Origin of the sequence: Leptonema illini DSM 21528, from assembly GCF_000243335.1 — a bacterium.
GTDB lineage: Bacteria > Spirochaetota > Leptospiria > Leptospirales > Leptonemataceae > Leptonema > Leptonema illini.
The window spans coordinates 538,887-558,129 of sequence record NZ_JH597773.1; the positions used below are offsets into that span (position 1 = coordinate 538,887).

A 19,243-nucleotide genomic window follows, 5' to 3' on the forward strand; every position below is an offset into this window, starting at 1 on the left:
CCCGGAACGATTCGTCCCCGTTTCTTGTTATTATCGGTTCTGACATGCAATCAGACGGCAAACAGAAAGATTTTCAGGTCTCTGAATCCCCCCTTCCCTATGGACAGGATCTTGACCGGTGGCTGAGCGAACGCGTCGCCCTTGCTCCGCGCCAGCCGGGCTGCTACCTCTGGAAAGACGAAACGGGCGAGGTGCTTTACGTGGGCAAGGCCGTGCGGCTGCGCGATCGCCTGCGCAACTACCTCAATCCCGATGATCCGCGGCGCATCGTGCTCATGCAGCGAGTGCGGGATCTGGAATGGATCACCACCGAAACGGCGACGGAGGCATTGATCCTCGAAGATACGCTGATCAAGAAATTCTCGCCGCGCTACAACGTGCGCCTGAAAGACGACAAGCGTTATCCGTTTTTATGCGTTTCGCTTTCAGAGCCGTATCCGCGCATCTTTCTGACGCGCAGGGCTCGCGAAGACGGCAATCGCTATTTTGGCCCCTACACCGACGTAAAATCGGCCCGTCAGATCATCGACCTGATTCACAGAACCTTTCCGATCAGAAAAGTCAGACAGACGCTGCCGCTCAAACGTCCGCGTCGGCCGTGCATGAACTTTCATATAAAGAGATGTCTTGCGCCCTGTCAGGGAAACGTGCCCACCGAAGAATACGATAAGATCGTGCAGGAGATACTGCTCTTTCTTGAGGGTCGGCAGGAGCTTCTTGAGGAGCGCGTGCAGCGGCGCATGGATGAATACAGCGAGCGAATGGAGTTTGAGAAGGCCGCTCTTTATAGAGATCTGCTTCTCTCGCTGCGTTCGTTCACCGAAAGACAGAACGTCCTGCGGCCCGGAACGGCCGATGAAGACGCCGTCGCCGTCTGTTTATCCGGCGATGAATCGGAGCGTGATCATGCGCAGGCCGTCGTGCTCGAGTTTCGCTCCGGGCGCATGATCGCCCGCAAATCGTATGCGCTGCAGGCTGCCTCGGGGTTACCCGAAACTGAGGCGCTCGGCTCTTTCTTGCGGGAGTATTATCTGAACAGCAAGCAGCCTCCGCCGCGCATCGTCATCCCGTCGGATTTTGAAGGCCGCAAAGAGCTTGAAGATCTTTTAAAGGAGCGCACCGGATCGGCCATCCGCTTCGTCGTGCCGAAGGGCGAAGCACGCTCCCTTGTCGAGCTGGCCGCGAAAAACGCCGACCTGCTTCTGCGTGAGCGCGTGCTCGGACTGCGTCATCAGGACCGCAGCAAAGGCCTGAAAGAGATCGCCCGCATGCTCGGGTTAGGCGCTCCGCCGGCGTCCATGGAATGTTACGACATCTCGCACTTCGGAGGCAAAGAGACCGTCGCATCGGGCGTGCGCTTTGAAGACGGACTGCCGCGGCCGGCCGCCTATCGTCATTATATTATACGCAGCGTGGACGGCATCGATGACCCGGCGTCGATGCAGGAGGTCATCGCCCGTCGCCTGCAGCGCTTGAGCAACGAGGGCCGCCCCTACCCCGATCTCATCGTCATCGACGGCGGACATACGCAGTTAAGCGCCGCCCGCGAGGCCGCCGAGGCGCTGGGTGCATCACACGTGCCCATGGTCGGACTCGCCAAGCAGCGCGAAGAGATCTATCTGCCCGACAATCCCGTTCCGCTCACGCCCGATAAAGACAGCGCCGGTATGCGTATTCTGCGTCAGATGCGCGATGAGGCGCATCGCTTCGCCATCACGCATCAACGCAAACGACGCAATCAGGCGGCGCTGAAACACAGCGTCGAATCCATTCCCGATATCGGCGCCGTAAGAAAGCGCGCTCTTTTGAAACACTTTAAAGATAAGAAGATCGAAGAGGCCAGCTTTGAAGATCTGATTGCCGTTCCCGGCATCGGCGAAGAACTGGCCGAGCGCATCGTCAGGCATTTTGCCGCGACATCAGAAGGAAGGAACGCAAATGGATAACGATTTTGAAATCATCAACCGACATCTCGTCGTCAGCAAAGACCTGAACTTCTACGGAAACCTGCATGGCGGCGTCATGCTTCTGTGGATCGACGAGGCCGGCTATCTTTACGCCGTCGAAAAGATCGGCTATGCGAACCTCGTCACCGTCAGCCTTGAGAACGTACGCTTTCAGAATCCCGCACGCAACGGCGACGCCGTCGTTGTCCAGGGACGCATCAAGACCGTCGGTCGCAGTTCGCTCACCATTCAAACGCGCGCCCTTGTAAGAGATCCCGAAGGTCCGCGGGAGATCATCACCTGCGACATCACCTACGTCTGCCTGAAAGATGGGAAGCCGTTCTCGTACTTCAAGTCGCCGGACTATTTGCAGCGGGCGAAGTAGGAGGCGGGGGGTGGGATGCGCGGAGGTGGGGAGTCTGTCGAAAAACCTGAATCAATTCTGAATTCCCCTGGAAATTACCGGCCGGGTAGATTATCGGGGAGCATGGCACGCTACAAACAGCCTGACTCTGATCAGAGCCAGATCGTTATCTTGAATTTCTCGGAGTTGTTTCCGGAGGATCATCCCATCTCCCGCCTGCTTGAGACGGTCCGGCGGCTAGATCTCAGCCGCTTTGATGCGAGTTACAGGAATGATTCGAAGCAGGGAGGTCGCCCGGCCATGCCGCCCGACCGAGTTCTGGCTATCATCATCTATTCATTGTTGTATGGAAACCTTTCCATGCGAGCCCTTGAGCGAGATCTCGGACAGCGTGCAGATTTGATGTATCTGTCCGGTGGGATGGAGATGGATCATTCAACCCTCGGAAAGTTCCGGCTGAGGCATGCGGCAGCAATTCAGGAATTGTTCACGCAGACAGTGTTCCTCGGTATCGAATCGGGATTCATCGATCTGGATACCGTCAGCATTGACAGCACAAAGATCAAGGCCAGTGCAAACAGACGGGATATAGGCACTCGCGAGGAACTTGAAAGGCGTTACGAGCATCTTGAATCTGTCTGTAAGAAACGCTACGATGAATGGGAGGCATCACAGAACGATGCAGAACAGGAATTACTGGCAAAGAAAATCCAACAACTGGAGATCCAGAAAGAGAAGCTGTCTCTGGGGCTGGAGTTCTTGAAATCCAGACCTGACCGAAAGCGAGTTCATCTTACAGATCCAGATGCAGACTGGCACAAAGACGGATCCAACAGCTTCATCGTGGGTTATTCGGCCCAGAATGCAGTGGATTTCCAGAGTGGCATGATTGTTTATCAGGAAATTGTTACGGGACAGAGCGACAGTACATTCACCAGTTCGCTTGTGAACAGAGTTGAGGGCGTAAAGGCGGAGTTCCTTCCCAAAAAAACAGACGAAATCAAATACGTTCTCGATTGTGGATATGCGAGCGAGAATATTCTCAAAGAGCTTACAGGGCATGACCTCTATATGCCAGACCGGGAACTGGCACACAAGAAGACCGGCGGTAAGATCAAGCCGGAGGAAAGAAATGAGGCTGCCGCTGAACCGCCTCTGATTGAGAGCAGCCATGCCTTGTTGCAATTCCACTACGACCGAGACAACGATTGCTTTCAGTGTCCGGCCGGCGAAATCCTCACCTTCCAGCGCGAGAGAAATCTACAGGGAGTCCTCTACCGGCACTATCGACGTTATGGCTGTTCCCGGTGCTCTATGAAAGAGCAATGTATTGGCCCGGAAGGCAAGCGCAAAGAGCTCTGGATTCAGACCAAACATATTCCCGATTTACAAGTCCGTAGTTTACCTCCCCATCATGGAAGCAAAAAAAAGAAAACGGGGATGCGGTCTATTTCCAATCCCCTTACCCTTCTCATGAGAGAGAAGCTGGCAACTCCAGATGGGAAGAAAACCTATGCTCGCCGATTTCCATCTGTCGAGGGCGTCTTTGGTGTGATGAAAAGTGCTCGTAATGGCTGGCAGTTCTTGCGGCGAACAAGAGAAAGGGTTCAAGTTGAATGGTCTGAGCGGTGCATTGCCCATAACCTTGCCCGAATGATCGGGTTTGTCCGGGTAAATCCGATTGCGGCTGACAATATCTGAGCAAGAGCCCGGTCGGGCGACCGGGAGCTCACGCGCTTAACGAGATAGGTTTTTCGACAGACTCGTCCCAGAACCCACCCTCCGAGAATCCCGTGACATACTTCAGCCCATCCCACGCCGCTCCGATGCCGCTGCCAATCACGCCTGCCAGCGCACCATATCCGCCAAGGGTACTCATGCCACCTTCCCAGAATCTGCCCCAGGCAGTGTCAGCAGATTTCACCGGTGCGTCAAAGACGAGGTTGCCATTCTCATCGCGACGACCAAATACGCCGGCTCCCGTCATCAGGTCGACCATACGCTGAGTCTGGTTGAAGTCATTTGTATCCGCAGCCCAGTCGCTCAGGTCATTCTGCCAGTCTCGGGACTGCGACTGCATCATCGTTCCGAGTACGCTGCCCAGATCTGAGAAATCAGATTCCGCCATCGCAGCGTAGTTGTTATCCTGACCGGCATACATCTTACCATACTGCACCGTCATATGCATTCCCGTGGAAAAAATCGAGCGAGTTAAGTCGCTGGCCAGAGTTCCTTGCTGCAACTTCATAGCGCTTGCCGTGCCTGCCGATGCAAACGCTATGGCCGTCCCTATAAGAGCGTTATCCCCACGCTCCCCTGCCAGGCTCCAGTGTCCTGTATAACGACCATCGCTGTCATATTCCATTCCAGAATTCACGAGATTCAGGCCGGTCATAGTCGCCATCGCATAAGCGCTGCCTGCTTTCGTTGCTGCTGCAGCTGCGTTTGCAGCGGCAACGGCTCCCTGACCCGCGGCAGCATTCCCTGCGGCAACGGCATTGCCGGCTACAGCGCCGCCAGTCGCTCCACCTACCACGTCGACCAGCGTATTCATCGCCCCCTGATCCGTCATCTGATAGCTGCGTTTGCCTGTCTTCGGATCAACGTGGATCGAGTTGCCGGCAGCGCTCATCGTTGCACCGACCGCTATCATAGCCGCTCCGATTGCAGTGCCCACTCCCGGAACAAACTGCGCTGCTGTACCCGCCGCTACAAGCAGCGACCCGCCAACCCGTAGAGGCATCACAGAGGCCTGTAGCAACTGCGCCTCCCACATATAACCGGCATCCTTACCGTAAACCTCAGAGGCGACTCGCACGTTCTGGATAGAATTGGCAAGAATCGTCACCGGGTTAAACTGATTCACCGTCGCCGTAAGCGGATCAATCGATCCGGCCATGCGTTCCATACGGCCGGCGTCTTTGCCGTCTATATATCGGTTCACAAGATCGAGCTTGTTATAAAAGCCCAGATAGATGCCGCTCGGGCGATTCCCGCCGTCGCCTAATTCACCGAAGCCGGGGTCATTCACATACTTCAAAATGTCGAGGGCGGCAGAGGCGTTGTCTTCGCTGATGGCCGATGCTATCGCCTCCTGCACCTTCGCGTCGGCATAGCCCTTCAGGTCGTCGTCTTCGTCAAGGCCGGACGAGATCTTCTCGCTCGAGCCTGCAGGCTTGCCGATCCACCATGCTAATTCGCCGATGACCTCTTTATCACGGGAGTTCTTGCGTTCCGATACCGTGCCGGTGCCCATGATCTTCTCAAAGGCATGCTGTAGAATAAGCTTCTGCACGGCAAAGAACGATTCTACCTGTACCGTGTCGGCGGCTTCGAGGAACGACGGCAGATCGGCCATGATCTCGTCGCGGCTCTTATTGATCATGCCGCCATTCTTATCGCGAAGCAGGGCTCCGCCGGAATCACCGCCAAGAGAAGAGAGATAACCGTCAAAGGCTGCTCTGCCGTCAAACCACTGATACGCCTCTACCATGCCGACGGCGCTTGAAACAAGCTTGCTCTGCTTGATATAGACGTTACCCGACCTGACAAATCCCGCTCCAAGAGCAGCCATCTCGGTCTGCTGCTCGATGGCACGGTTCTGACGGTCGATCTGCTCCAGTAGATCTGACATGAGTTTCTGATACTGCTCCAGGATCTTCGCGTTGGCATAGACGACCATCTGAGGCTCAACCGCAACCTCTTCTCCGCTATGGCGCGTATTTATGAAAGGCGGGGCGCTCCGCGTCCTGCTCCGCTCTCGGGAGGGAGCGGTTTCACTGGGTTTTGAGGCCTCTTGTTCCGGGCGCCACGGTTAACGTAAATGCTTCAGGGAAATAGAAATGCCACCAACCGGCGGGCTCTTGCGGCGAGGAACTCCTCGCTATAAACGCAGGCAAAGGGAACAACAGAAAGGCCAGCAAGCGGGTCCCCTCTTCGCCGCGGCGATCCCTGGCGCGGGATCCGTCTGGAGAATTTACTGGCGTTACCCGAGATCCTTGCTTCACCGAAGAAGAATCATCGGTCAGACCGAAGTGATCTTTTCCAACAGCGCTCCCGAGGGCGGGAACAATACCATGAAGTAAGGGCACCTCTCCCCATAGAAGTCATATTCTTATGACGACGTGATCCGAATTCTCGAAAAGGCTGCGCCTGAATTTAACAGTCGGCCTCACGGTCAGCTCTACGGTCTTTCCCCCGATGACATTCTGGCGGGAAAGATGCCCGATAAACGGCTCTTCCGTGAAAAAATCGAGCAGGCGAGAGCGAACCGACCGGAAATCAACAGAAATGAGTTCTGCGGTATCTGCTGATAACATAGGAAAGCCGTTAACTGACCTCAAATCCTCGAACAGCTTGCGGATTTTCCCTCGTGAGGATAACTCAACGGGCATTTTACAGCTTCTCAAAATAATCGGACGGCTTTCTCGAATTTCAACAGGCCAGCGTACAGAGAAGGTCCGCCGCTACTGTTTTTCATCGATACAGCCCTCAGACGGATAACAACGAATAAACCTTTCTCCAGTGTCGTTTGCTATTACTTCTTTCAGATCTTCCCGGCACTCATCAGCCCTGTTCTTGACAAGACGATTATCGTTCCATAGGCCCCAGTCCACTTTTCCCTCGCGAACGACGGCGCCACAACCATACAGCTTACCCGCTAGAAAATGACCGATGTATCGATCCCAATTTGCCCATTGGATAAAATAGGGATTGTTTTGCTGATCCGGTGCTGGCACAAACATGGAAATAGCATCAATATCAATATAAACAATTTCACCACTATCCTCGCTGCAATCTCCTTGCAGGCAGACGATATGATTATCCAGCCATCTTCCATTCAAAACCGTTTGACCTGGGGCGGTACGAATGCCATTCCCCTCGCGATAGTTCCATCGTACATTTCCCTTATAGACGACACCATTTCCCCAAGTAATTGTCGCATCACCTTTCAGATATCCGTTTTCAAAGATACCATCATAATCAACAGGATACTCCTGATCGAACACAAAAGTATACTGGGTCCCTCGACCATTCTTACAATCACCCTTGCAATATGGGCGGTATTCTCCTTTGGTCGAAGGATCACTGCACATCATAACCATTAAGCATAAAAATATGGAGGTGACAAAACTCAGGCATGTGACAGCACCCTTGCTGACCAGGCGCTGTCGATCATCGAGGTTCGATTGGATCGACATATTTTGATTTTCTCTTATCTGTATACTGCGCATAGTAGAAGCCACCTATTCCCTTTTGGTTTTTGTAGTACTTGTTAATTGACGGACCAGTAGATCGATCGTCTCCAAGGCTTTCTGTTACAGTTATATATTCGCCCCTCTTGTAGTCAACAACCTGAACAACATGGCCGGCAAAGGGTTTTCCGTTCCAATTTACTACGCCGTTCGGCCGCCTTGATACACCATTGGCCAGCTCAGAAGAAGAAACTATAATAGTACCTCGCCTGATTTCGTCAGTAGGTTTGTAAAAATGCCTGTTATAGAGGATATTCAGCGGACCGGTATATCCGTTTCGTTCTTTACCTACATCCCACTGTGCTTTGGCCCATGGATCCTTATTCATGCCAGCCATGTCAAAACGAGAGGCAGGCCATTGAATATGCGTCAACGTATCCACATACTTAGTATTCGGGTCTGTTCCAAACGCCTATGTATGAAGATACGATATCCATTCCGAACAATCCAGACCGATTCCCATGGCTGCAGGGTTAAAAGTGAAATTATCATACTTACCATCAGGTTGAAAGTGTTTACTTCCGTTACCCTGATAATGGTGGTAGTAATTGCCATACACTTTTTTCTCGGCGCTTCGTACCATGCGCTCACCGATCCAGACACCTTCCTTCTTCCATAGATCGTTTGTTTCTCTCGTGCTATTCCAGAAGTCTAACTCTTCAGATGCACTGAATGGCCGCATTGGCTGCCCCGGCTGCGGTGGTACGGGCGCTTGATAGGCCGGCTGTTTGCCAGATAGGCCCAGATTCTGCCTGATATTTTCACTAAGTCTTGATGTCGCTCGATTCCAATTTTCCTTTAGCTGATTAAAATAGTCAAGGGCTTCTGGAGCGGTCTGGTTGTCCGATGGCTGTGATGCCGCAGTATTCGACTGTGACGGATCTGTCTTCCTGTAAGCTGTAACAAATTTCTCAAGCGGCGTTATGTCAAAGCCTGCATTGATCTTCCCCCCTTTTCCTGGACAGGAGACAGTAAAATGAAAAGGGGTAGTTTATGGGCAAAAGAGGCCAGCATTACGATGATAGCTTTCGCAGAATGGCGGTGGATCGGTGGATTCGCGGCGGCAAAACCAGCAAAGAGGTGGCAGACGATCTTGGGATCTCAGTCAATTCCTTGAGAGCATGGAAAGCGCTGTATCTATCAGAGCCGGGTGGTCCTCAGCAGCAAAACCTGCAAGAGGAAGTTAATCGTTTAAAAAAGGAAGTCATGGAGTTACAGGAGGAGCGCGATATTCTAAAAAAGTCCGTTGCCATCTTCTTGAAACCCCGAAAATGAAATTTGCCTGGATACAGGAGAATCGCTCCGAGTTTTCGGTAAGGAAGATGTGCCGTGTGCTTGATGTATCGGAGAGCGGCTTCTATGAATCACAGATTCGACCTCCTTCACAGCGCTCAACAGAAGATGCTCGAATCGTGGAGGCAATCAGAGTGATCGCTGATGAAATGTTTGGCACCTATGGCAGCCCTCGCGTGACTCCGGAACTCAAGGGGATTGGGATAAAGGTTAACCGAAAAAGGGTGGAACGGCTGATGAGAGAAAACGGCATTTCTGCAATAAATCCGAGGGTTTTTCGTGTAAACACGACGGATTCCAACCATGAATTGCCGGTTTCGCCCGATCTTGTTCAGCGGAACTTTGAACCCGGTGAACTTGATCGAATCTGGGTAACTGATATCACCTATATCGAAACAACCGAAGGATTCGCTTACCTGACGACCTTCATGGATCTTGGAAATCGTGAAATCGTCGGTTGGGAGCTTTCTGACAATATGCGAGCAGAATCAATCGTTGCCGCTTTAAAGCAGGCCTTGAATCGAAGGAGGAATAATATCAATGGCCTGATTATACATTCAGATCGCGGGGTACAATATGCATCGAAAGACTATCGCGATGTATTGAAAGGTAAGAAGATAAGCCAGAGCATGAGTCGCAAAGGGAACTGCTGGGACAATGCTGTTCAGGAATCGTTCTTTCATACCTTGAAGACTGAATGTTTATACAGAATCGGGTTTATTCCAAATTTTGAAGACCTACGAAGAATTCTGTTTGACTATATCGAAGTATTCTACAACCGTAAAAGGAGGCATTCTGCTCTCGGGTATTTAAGTCCGACAGCCTATGCACAGCAAATTGCATGATTCCCTCCGGAATATGGGGGGAAGATCACAATTTGATATGTCCGTTGCAAATCACTACTGACAGTGAAGCTGGTCGCTGAAAAGAGATGTACCGAAATTTCCAGGACAAAATAGAACAACTCGTACTCGAGCTCATAACGTCTGAAGGAGAAAAAACGCTTCTGAACTATGAGGAAAAAATTATTACGGATCTTCAATTCCCAAATAAGTTGCGAATAGAGTTACTTGAAGAGATAAGAGAACTTTTTTCAGATTCACCCGAGTTTCGTGCTCGTCTACACGCATATGCAAGAGAAGACAAAGTTAAGCGTGCCGAATCTTTGACTACCTCTCTTATCAATCACCTACCAGAGGAAGAATTGCGTGAGAAGTTAACGCCGTTGCTGAGGGATCAATTTGAGCTTTCCCTACCTGAGGATTTGCTGCAGAAGATTCTATCAGAACCACGTGAGACTCGATGCTCTCTGTTTCAATCCATTGTTCCATTCACTGAGGCAGAAACAGTCTCATTCTACTGTAACTGGGTCACCACGTACTTTAGCGTGCGATCTTTACAAGACATTCATGTTGAAAGGAGTGAATTGATCGACACTTTTCAATTCGAAATAGGAGTGCTTTGCTCTGAAATCGTCATCATGTATTCGCGTGTCTCCCATCCACTTTTTGAGTTCCCCCCGAAGACTAGCCCAACCTACAATCTTTTTAAAACCATAGGTCACGATCTCGCCGAGGAAGAGCAATTCGCGAAGTACGGGTTGCTAGAGATAGTTGATGATCGTGAGCTATTGGAATCTTTCCCTCGTATACTCGATCACGCAGCAGTTGTTTCGGTCGATGTAACTTTAGCTAGTACTGAACTTTATTCATTTTTACGCGATTTGCATTCAAAATACAAATTCAAGCTTTCTCTTCGACCCGACAATATCAGTTGTTTCCCCGGGATTGAGCGGCGCATTTACCTCAAGGAGGCTATCGAATATGGCAAGATTTTCGAAACACTTAGCCTGTTCTCTGGTAAGCTCAATACCAAACTAAGAAATGCAGAGCTTGATGCCTTTTGGGCCAGCATTAAGGATACGGATCTTATTTTTGAAGAGCTTCTTAATGATTTTATTTATTTCGATAACTATTATGTAACAAATATGATTCATATAGTTCTCTTGCAGACGGGCTCAGGTCCTATCATCCAACACCTGGATCATGAATACATCCTCTATACTGAGGATGAATTCGCTCGGCGCCAAAAGTCACCCAAAATAAAGGGAACAGGTCGGCGGCGTGTCAAAACGTTCAAAATTGATAACGCCACAATGCCACTCGACATCAAGAGAATCCTATTACCCATTATGATACTCACGTTCAAAAACAAGCAATTAGTTTTGGAATACTTCGGTCTCGACTAATTGTAGCATGCCTTCAATAAACTCAAAGATTATTCGCTCCGCTGAGCGACTTTCCTTGATTCCAAAACTCGTATCCGACCCCTACCCTCTACCCTCTACAGAAGCCGGTTGAATGCGAGCTCAAATCTGCCCGGCAGTCAGTTATCACAAACCCTTATGACTCCGTTTGCAATTCTCTACAAACTTCCTAAATTTGACATTTTCCAAATCTGTGGTATAATCTTTCCCAAAAAAAGGAGACTATATGACGGCCCAGAATTCACCTCACAAAACCCCCGTCGATGTAGAAAATCGACAGGATTCAGGCTCCGCTATGCAGGAATTATCCGAAATCAATGATTCGGCAAACTATGCCCTTAAGGGCATGCCCCTCCTCCATTATCAGCACAAAAGGGCTGCCGCACCCTCTCCTGCGGCTCAGAATGCCGCCGCCTTTCCCGGCCCTATCAATATAGTGTTCGCCTTCAAAGTCTTCGATTTCATACTACAAAATCTATATTCTAAACCTTGCAAGTGCGGCTCTACATCATTCACACCTGTAAAAGGGCACCTGGATAAGGTCCGCTGCAAGGAATGTCACAGGCAGACCTCAAGGCTCTCCCACACCCCTTTTAGAAACCTCAGAATTCCGCAGTGGATGATGGGATGGCTTATCTACGAATCTATGGTTCGCCACCCTGCCGTCCTTACATCAGCAGAGATCACAAGGCGGCTTGGAGTAAACGAGAAAACTGCCCTTCTTATGAAGCGCAGACTGCAACTCATGGCCCATGATATGCGACCTGCATTTCAGTCCCTGATACGAGAAGAGTTAGCAGAAGCCTTTCCACAGCCCTATAAACTGCCACCAGACGGCGAGGATGTAAGGCCAGCCGTTGCCGGCAAGCCTGTAGTGCACGCCGATACAATGGCCCTGTTTTCGGCCTCTTTAAGGGCAAATAAGGGCAGAAAACACCACAAGAACAAAGGACTCACTGCAAGTATCTATCTCTCTGATAAGTTAGGTGGAAGGCAGGTAGGAACGCTCGCTCATGTCATGGGAACGGAAAAAGGCTGGGTGCAGATCGACTCTATCTCTGATCTAACAGCAAACACTGTCGGGCCTATCATCAGAAAGGCCATACCCAGAAATGCAGCGATATTCACCGACGAGGGTTATCAATGGCTCTATAGAGTGTATCCTAACCATCGCATGGTGAATCACTCCAAGAAATCTAAAGATAAGCGCTATAAGATGGCAAGGGATCGCTGGTGCCAGAATGGAGTGCATAACCAGGTATCAGAAGGCATCAACGGCTCTCTAAAGATCGCGATGAGGGGCTACAGATATTTCAGGCCAGAGCACTCCAACCACTATCTTATGGAGTGGGAATTCTTGAGGAACCTTAAATATTTCGGCCTCGATAAGATAGCCGAACACATCAAGCGCAGTGATTTACCACGAAGGGGAATATTCGATTGTGCTGATAATGGTGGTGGAATCAGACGAGAACGTCTTCTTCGCCGCCGCGAGCGACGACGATCTCGCCGGCCTCTTCGAGCTTGCGAATGATGTTCACGATCTTCTGCTGGCAGTCCTCGACGTCTTTCAAGCGCACGGGGCCCATGAACTCCATATCTTCACGTAAAAGGGAGGCGGCGCGCTTTGACATGTTGCGAAAGATCTTATCCTGCACGTCCTGGTCGACCGACTTAAGCGCCTTGGCCAGTTCCTGGTTATCGACCTCGCGAAGCACTCGCTGGATGGCGCGGTCGTCAAGCAGCACGATGTCTTCGAAGACGAACATCTTCTTCTTGATCTCTTCGGCCAGTTCGGGGTCTTCCTCTTCGAGAGCTTCGATGATCGTCTTTTCCGTTCCGCGGTCGACGTTATTGAGGATCTCGACGACGGCATCGACGCCGCCGGCCGATGTATAATCCTCAGAGGCAAGTGTGGACAGTTTACGTTCGAGAACTCGCTCCACTTCACGTAAGACGTCGGGCGAAACGCGCTCCATCGTCGCGATGCGGCGAGCGACGTCGGCCTGATAGTTATGCGGCAGCGAGGCGAGGATCTGGCTCGACTTGGTGGCGTCGAGATAGCAGAGAATGAGCGCTATGGTCTGCGGATGCTCCCCCTGAATAAAGTTTAACAGATGCTGCGGGTCCGTGCGGCGAATGAAGTCAAACGGACGCACCTGTAAACTGGATGTCAGGCGGTTGATGATGTCGATGGCCTTCTGCGTTCCAAGGGCCTTTTCGAGAACTTCGCGGGCGTAATCCAGACCGCCCGTCGTGATGAACTCCTGGGCCATCATGAGTTCGTTGAACTCAATCAGGATGGCTTCTTTGTCTTCGGGCGTGACCTTGTCGAGCTTGGCCATCTCAAAGGTGAGGCTTTCAATCTCGTCTTCACGCAGATGCTTGAAGATTTCCGACGCCACCTCGGGGCCGAGCGTAATCAGGAAGATGGCCGCCTTCTGGCGTCCGGTATACTGTTGCTTTTTCGATTGCAGTACAGACACTGTGATCTCCGATCTTCCTGACAGAAGCTTTACCGCAAGGGGCCAGGCAACCCTTTTTCGGTCCTTCTCAAAATCGGTAGGATTCCGGTTAAGGAACATAAAAAAACCGACGAAAAACATTTCTATTTTCGTCCTTATCAGTATAGAACGGATGCGTATGAGCCGACAACTATTCCCCGAAAGTCCCGCCTATTTGCGGCAGCTCAGCGCAGCCGGCAGGGAGCGCGCCAGGGCTCTGTTTATTTTTCTGAACGCTCTCATTCTTATCAGCACGGCCTTTATCCTTGCCCTGAATCTGCTGTTAAAACCGCTGCCGACGGTCAATGCGCTTATCGTCTCAGCGATCGCATCTTCTTTCCTGTGTCTGTGGCTTCTTCATAACGGCCGGCCGCAACTCGCCGGCAATATTATCAATGGCGTTATCTTTGCCGTTATCCTCTATCTTACCTATCTCGATGCAACAGGCGCCTATCCGCTGCACGGCTTCACGCAAACGGGTATGATGGCGGCCGGCCTGGCGCTGGCCGGCCTTTTCGGATCAAAACGGCTGCCCCTTGTTTTCGGAGTCGTGTATTCACTCACGCTCCTCGGGCTGGTCTTCTATCTCTCGTCTTTGCATAACTGGTCGGATTTACGACGCTCCACCGTCGAGTTCACGCTCGACGGCATCATCGCCCTTGTCGCCGGCTCCATCCTTATCTTTCTTCTGCGTCGCATCTACGATCGCTCTCTGGCCGCCATATCGACGCGAAACCGTCGCCTTGAACGTTTCTTGAGCAGCCTGCGTCGCAGCGAGGAGCGCTTCCATCGCCTATCTGACGCCTCCTTTGAGGCGGTCGTGCTCTCTCAGGACGGACGCATCCTCGAAGCGAATCGGGCCTTCACCGAGCTTTTCGGGCATAACGCCGACGACGATGTGACGATAGAAGGCCTGGTGAGCGCCGAGCATCGAGATCGCCTCAGATCCCTGCTCAACTCCGACAGTCGCAAAAGCGCCGAGCTTTTATGCAAAAGAAGGGATGGATCGACCCTGCTTGTCGAGGCGCGCTCTTCGATCATCAAGAACCCCGATAGCGCCGTGCGCTCCATCGTGATGCGTGACATTACAAACGAGCGTAAAAACCTCGAGCTTCTCGAACATCTCGCCTATCATGACGCTCTGACAGGCCTTGGTAACCGCAAGCTGCTGCAACAGACGACCGAGAGTATTCTCGTAGAAGGCAGACGCTGCGCCATACTTCTTGCCGACCTCGATCGTTTCAAAGAGATCAACGATACGCTCGGCCATCCTTTTGGCGATGCTCTTTTACAGGGGCTTGCGCATCGCATTCGCGAGAGTTTCCCTGCTCCCTTTCTCACCTGTCGGACGGGCGGCGACGAATTCACGCTGCTTATTCCCGATCCGGACGGCGAGAGCATGGTTCGCGACATAGCGCAGTCGTTCAGCGACGCCATCAACCGAGCCCTTCGCACAGACGGCGTCACGCTTGAGATGCAATGCAGCATCGGCGCCTCGTATTCGCCGAATCATGGGTCGGATTTCGAGGCACTATTCCGTTGCGCCGATGTGGCCATGTATGCCGCCAAGAGGTCGGGTACGGGCATCGCCGTCTATGCAAGCATTCTCGATCTTCACAATCCGCGACGTCTCATGCTTCTTTCTGATCTCGGACGCATGGTCCGCGAGAAAGCCTTCGAGCTGCATTTCCAGCCCAAAGTCGATCTTATAAACCACGACATCGACGGATATGAAGTTCTCACTCGATGGACGCACCCCAGGCTCGGTTCCATTTCGCCGGCAGAGCTGATACCTCTTGCCGAAACGGGAAACCATATCGGATTGTTAACCGAAACCGTAATCGACGTTACGCTCGAGCAGATGCGCTCATGGGCGCCACAGTTCAAACCGACTCTGGCCGTGAACGTTTCGGCTCGCAATCTCGTCGACGAGATGTTTCCAGAGAGAGTCATTCAGGCCATCGAAGAGTATAACATCAATCCGGCGCAGCTCGAGCTTGAGATCACCGAAAGCGCCTTCATGCATGATCCACAACGAGCACTGCAGTCCGTATCACGACTCAATCAGGCCGGCATCACGCTTTCGATCGACGACTTTGGAACGGGCTATTCTTCGCTTTCGTATCTGACTGACCTGCCCGTTCAGGCGTTGAAGATCGACCTCAGCTTTATTCGCGAGATGATCAAGAAAGAGAAGCATCAGATCCTTGTATCGTCGACGATCCAGCTTGCACACGGTCTCGGCCTTGCCGTCATCGCAGAGGGCGTCGAAAACGAAGATACGGCTCGGGCATTAAGAAAGATGGAATGCGACTTCGGCCAGGGCTTTCATTTCGGAGCGCCCGTACCGGCGCCCGCTATCATGCGCCGCTGACGATGATGCATCCTTTTCGTTCATTTTTTTCCGTGCTCGTTGATCAAATCATTGAAAAACCGTCAAAAAAATGAAAGCGAGCCCGACCTGGCCTGTTCTTCATCACATGATACAAAGACGAATTTCGCGCCTGAGCCTCTCTCTCATCACACTGGCGCTCTGCGTCACCGCTCTCAGCGCCGCCTCGCAGCGATTCAACACAAACATCATTTTACGAGAGAATATACAGGGATTGAATGCAAAGCAGATCAAGCGACTGCACGCCGACATGCAGAGAGTGATCGCCATTCTCAGCAGTCACAGAGATGTGGCGAATCCTCCTTCTGCTCTCTGTATGCATCTGTCGGCCTATACTCCGCCGTTTATCAATGCCTCACAACAACCGACTCTTGATTTGCAGGTACCGACAGACTTCCATGACGGCAAATGCGGCGAGGTCATGGGTTATGCGATCACCTTTCGCTGGAACGATCCGAGGCTTCTACTTGGCGACGAGCTGACCGGGCCCGACGGAAAACCGATCATCATTCAACGATCGAGCGTACATGTGTTGCCGCCGCTGCATTCCGATAAAGACGGCGTTCAGATCTTCCATCGCAGCATATTGATTCAGCGTAAAGGCGTTAATCTGCTCGAAAAGGTTACCCGAGGAGAGTATCTGAACGCCTTGATCGCCTCGTGGGATCGTCTTCTTTTTGAACAGAGCGGAGCCGCAGATCTACGAAGCCAGCGAGACGCCGCCTCACATGAGCTGGATTCCCTTTCGGCAACGGAAAGAAAGCAACCGGCCTGTCTTACGGATTCGCTCTTTTCTTCGGCGGGAGACGGCGATTGTGATGAAGGGCAATTCCTCTATCGCGTGCAGCCGCAGTATTTCTCTCGTATGCAATCGCCGGCCGAGCTGCGGCTTCTTCTTATCCACTACGCACAGGATAAAGACGAGAGCGACATCGAAGACATCCAGTATCTACAGAAAGTATTTAACAGTCTGAACACAAAGGCTCTTTCAGATGTCGTGAATCAACCCTGAAAGGCCCTTCGATCGTTACGCCGGAACGTCCACTCCGGCGTAACAATGATTGCCGATCCCTCTTCGTACCAGGGCGATAGGTCGGCAGACTGCGGATTCATTAAAACATGAAACTCCTGAGCCGGCATATAGCTCTGCCCCAGAAGATAAAACCGGCGACCTGCATCATCGACGGCTACATCAAGGACGATAACGGCATGACCTGGAGATCCGGCCTGAATCAAGATCTGTCCCGGTTGAACGGAGCCGGCGATACTGACCGTATCGCGCTGCAATGAAATCGAGCCGGCATACATAAAAAGCGTCGTCAGATAACCCGTAAGGGCATCATGCCCTGCTGCCCTTGACGCACCGCTTCTCCAGAGGACGCGGTTCCCCTTTACGACGGGCCGTTCTCCGTTGCGCCATCTCTCAAAGGGAATGATATCACCCGATGTGAAAGAGAACCGGATGCGCGAGAACTCACCTCGCGAAAAAAGATACTCCGACCTGAGCCTGATCAACGCATCGGCGCATTGCTGCAGATCGCGACGACCGACGGGCATATCGACGACGCGAAAGTGAGCGTCCTGGTTTTGTTTCTGTTCTCCGTTGAAAAGCATGACGGGCACTCCCGGCTTTTTGAGCGGAAGATACCGGAGCCATTCGGCAAACGATCCACGAGCAACGTCGATGCGGCGTGCCTTCACAGGCGGCCTGATATCGGCGACCGTCTCGTGAGATGTCGATGTCAGCCAGGCATAGCGGGGCGCAGAGAGAAGATCGTCAGATAGCGTAAAAGAAGAGAAAACGATGAGAAGAGAGAAGAAGCATGGAGACAGGGAGCGTAAGCAAATGATGATCCCCCGGAGAAAGCCCGGGGGATGCAGATCAGTGTTTCTTCTCACAGTCGTTCTTGCAGACTCTGAGGTTGTTGGCGCAGGCGGCCTTTTTAAGGGCGCTGGCTCCGTTTTCACAGGACTTATGTTCGTCGGTGCAACGCTTCACACAGACGCCATATACGGCCTGCTGAGCCGGTGTGCGTTCTTTCGGCTTCGGATCGGCCATAAGCGTCGATACGGCGAAGAAGAGCATCGGTAGTAAAAGCAGTGTTCGTTTCATCAATTTCTCCTCGTTCAAGATAGACGATTAAGAACCGTCGTTGTTCACAGTCTCTCATTATGGAATGATCTTTGCAAAACTTTTTTTCTTCATTTTATCTGGATTATTAAAAAGCGCAGACGTTTCTGCCCCCTCCGGTTCAGGAATACTGTGAAAGCCATGCCTCCATTCTGCGCTTCACTTCTCTCTTGAGAGATTCGGGCGAAACAACCTCGATCTCAGGCGCATACTGAAGAACCATCTCGGCAGCAACTTGCAGGGTATCGAATCGAACATCGACTTGCAGATGTGAACTCCCTGATCCGTCATCCTCTGTCAGCAGGTGAACATAAGGCCGACGACGCAGCTCTTGCAGCAACAAGCGCGGAAGTCGGATGCATGCATGAAACTCAGGAAGCCTCTTCTTGAAATCCGTCAGTGAAGCCTGCCAGTAAGATGCCAGGTCAAAGCCTGCCGGCCTCTGCACATCATCAAACAGAAGTCGAACGTCCGTGAAACGGGAGGCTCGATAGCTGCGCACCTGCGTTTCGTGCACGGCAACGATATACCAGATGCGGCCTTTAATGACAAGGCCAAGCGGATGCAGGATGCGCTCCTCTGACGAGCCATAACGGGAGAGGATCTGCTTGCCCGAAAAAACGGCCTCCTGCAACGGAGCAAGAAACGAAAGCTCTTCACCCGACGAAAACCAGCCCGCTCCGTCGACATGCATACGCTCCTGAAATTCATGAAGGGCCTGCCTGTAGGGAGCCGGTACAGAGGCAAAGAGCTTCTCGCGGGCGCTCTGCAGACTGCCTTCAAGGCTCAGGTCGCCGGCAATAGCCTCCCCACCGAGAAGCAACGATAGCAGCTCTCTGCGATTCATGCCTGTCAGGCTTGTGCGATACCCTTCAGAAAGCTGCCATCCGCCTCCCTGCCCGCGCTCCGCGTAAAGCGGGATGCCGGCCAGACAGAGTGCCTCAAGATCACGCTGCACGGTGCGCGCAGAGACCTCAAGGCGTCGGGAAAGCTGCTTGACCGAGATTCGACCGGCAGCCTGCAAGATCATGAGCAGACGCAACAACCTCTCTGAACGCATGCCGCCACTGTAGCAGACAAATACGACAGAAC

Annotated in this window: 17 protein-coding genes; 9 read left to right on the forward strand and 8 right to left on the reverse strand. The window is 52.1% G+C overall.

The annotated features are described in order from the left end of the window. The first annotated feature begins 44 nt into the window (after positions 1 to 44). The 3 genes from uvrC (at position 45) to LEPIL_RS02435 (ending at position 4,011) form a co-directional block, all read left to right on the forward strand. Positions 45 to 1,946 carry an excinuclease ABC subunit UvrC gene (gene uvrC, locus LEPIL_RS02425; RefSeq protein WP_002769598.1) on the forward strand — a complete coding sequence of 634 codons (1,902 nt, stop codon included), beginning with the start codon at positions 45 to 47 and terminating at the stop codon, positions 1,944 to 1,946. Then, entirely contained in the window at positions 1,939 to 2,331 is a 393-nt protein-coding gene (locus LEPIL_RS02430; protein WP_002769599.1) for an acyl-CoA thioesterase, read from the forward strand. The genes uvrC and LEPIL_RS02430 overlap by 8 nt, the downstream gene beginning before the upstream one ends. A 102-nt stretch (positions 2,332 to 2,433) precedes the next feature. Beyond that, the gene (locus tag LEPIL_RS02435; RefSeq protein ID WP_052608117.1) at positions 2,434 to 4,011 is read left to right on the forward strand and encodes a transposase; all 1,578 of its coding nucleotides are present in this window, start codon (positions 2,434 to 2,436) and stop codon (positions 4,009 to 4,011) included. A 28-nt stretch (positions 4,012 to 4,039) separates the two neighbouring features. Here LEPIL_RS02435 and LEPIL_RS02440 read toward each other — a convergent pair whose 3' ends face one another. From LEPIL_RS02440 to LEPIL_RS23285, 4 genes are all read right to left on the reverse strand, one after another. Further along, positions 4,040 to 5,992: a hypothetical protein gene (locus LEPIL_RS02440; protein ID WP_002769602.1), complete on the reverse strand. Its 1,953-nt coding sequence runs from the start codon at positions 5,990 to 5,992 to the stop codon at positions 4,040 to 4,042. Positions 5,993 to 6,416: 424 nt separating this feature from the next. Next, positions 6,417 to 6,704, reverse strand: a complete 288-nt coding sequence (locus LEPIL_RS23280) for a hypothetical protein (RefSeq protein WP_002769603.1) — start codon at positions 6,702 to 6,704, stop codon at positions 6,417 to 6,419. Between the two features lie 72 nt (positions 6,705 to 6,776). Then, positions 6,777 to 7,319, reverse strand: a complete 543-nt coding sequence (locus tag LEPIL_RS02450; RefSeq protein ID WP_143464813.1) for an MORN repeat-containing protein — start codon at positions 7,317 to 7,319, stop codon at positions 6,777 to 6,779. Positions 7,320 to 7,485: 166 nt separating this feature from the next. Further along, entirely contained in the window at positions 7,486 to 7,902 is a 417-nt protein-coding gene (locus tag LEPIL_RS23285) for a hypothetical protein (protein WP_002769607.1), read from the reverse strand. Between the two features lie 656 nt (positions 7,903 to 8,558). On the opposite strand from LEPIL_RS23285, the gene LEPIL_RS02460 reads away from it, so the two are divergent. The 4 genes from LEPIL_RS02460 to LEPIL_RS02475 all read left to right on the forward strand — a co-directional run bounded on the left by LEPIL_RS02460 (position 8,559) and on the right by LEPIL_RS02475 (position 12,658). After that, positions 8,559 to 8,840 carry a transposase gene (locus LEPIL_RS02460; RefSeq protein ID WP_002769616.1) on the forward strand — a complete coding sequence of 94 codons (282 nt, stop codon included), beginning with the start codon at positions 8,559 to 8,561 and terminating at the stop codon, positions 8,838 to 8,840. Next, positions 8,837 to 9,703 (forward strand): IS3 family transposase, encoded by an 867-nt coding sequence (locus LEPIL_RS02465; protein WP_002769618.1) that lies wholly within the window; start codon positions 8,837 to 8,839, stop codon positions 9,701 to 9,703. Before LEPIL_RS02460 ends, LEPIL_RS02465 begins: the two co-directional genes overlap by 4 nt. 86 nt (positions 9,704 to 9,789) lie before the next feature. After that, the gene (locus LEPIL_RS02470; protein ID WP_002769620.1) at positions 9,790 to 11,106 is read left to right on the forward strand and encodes a hypothetical protein; all 1,317 of its coding nucleotides are present in this window, start codon (positions 9,790 to 9,792) and stop codon (positions 11,104 to 11,106) included. Between the two features lie 244 nt (positions 11,107 to 11,350). Continuing rightward, on the forward strand, positions 11,351 to 12,658 hold the full coding sequence (locus tag LEPIL_RS02475; protein ID WP_002769622.1) for a transposase: 1,308 nt from the start codon (positions 11,351 to 11,353) through the stop codon (positions 12,656 to 12,658). Here the strand turns inward: LEPIL_RS02475 and fliG are convergent. After that, the gene (gene fliG / locus LEPIL_RS02480; protein WP_002769624.1) at positions 12,588 to 13,730 is read right to left on the reverse strand and encodes a flagellar motor switch protein FliG; all 1,143 of its coding nucleotides are present in this window, start codon (positions 13,728 to 13,730) and stop codon (positions 12,588 to 12,590) included. The two genes, LEPIL_RS02475 and fliG, sit on opposite strands and share 71 nt — an antisense overlap. Positions 13,731 to 13,767: 37 nt before the next feature. Here fliG and LEPIL_RS21490 point away from each other — a divergent pair, with 37 nt between their 5' ends. Continuing rightward, on the forward strand, positions 13,768 to 16,002 hold the full coding sequence (locus LEPIL_RS21490) for a putative bifunctional diguanylate cyclase/phosphodiesterase (protein ID WP_002769626.1): 2,235 nt from the start codon (positions 13,768 to 13,770) through the stop codon (positions 16,000 to 16,002). Positions 16,003 to 16,108: 106 nt separating this feature from the next. Further along, on the forward strand, positions 16,109 to 17,032 hold the full coding sequence (locus LEPIL_RS02490) for a hypothetical protein (RefSeq protein WP_143464808.1): 924 nt from the start codon (positions 16,109 to 16,111) through the stop codon (positions 17,030 to 17,032). On the opposite strand, the gene LEPIL_RS02495 is transcribed toward LEPIL_RS02490, so the two are convergent. The 3 genes from LEPIL_RS02495 to LEPIL_RS02505 all read right to left on the reverse strand — a co-directional run bounded on the left by LEPIL_RS02495 (position 17,023) and on the right by LEPIL_RS02505 (position 19,211). Next, entirely contained in the window at positions 17,023 to 17,721 is a 699-nt protein-coding gene (locus LEPIL_RS02495; protein WP_157135011.1) for a DUF4846 domain-containing protein, read from the reverse strand. The two genes, LEPIL_RS02490 and LEPIL_RS02495, sit on opposite strands and share 10 nt — an antisense overlap. A gap of 181 nt (positions 17,722 to 17,902) precedes the next feature. Next, entirely contained in the window at positions 17,903 to 18,133 is a 231-nt protein-coding gene (locus LEPIL_RS23290) for a hypothetical protein (RefSeq protein WP_002769632.1), read from the reverse strand. 139 nt (positions 18,134 to 18,272) lie between these two features. Further along, on the reverse strand, positions 18,273 to 19,211 hold the full coding sequence (locus LEPIL_RS02505) for a helix-turn-helix transcriptional regulator (protein ID WP_002769633.1): 939 nt from the start codon (positions 19,209 to 19,211) through the stop codon (positions 18,273 to 18,275). Positions 19,212 to 19,243 lie beyond the last annotated feature (32 nt).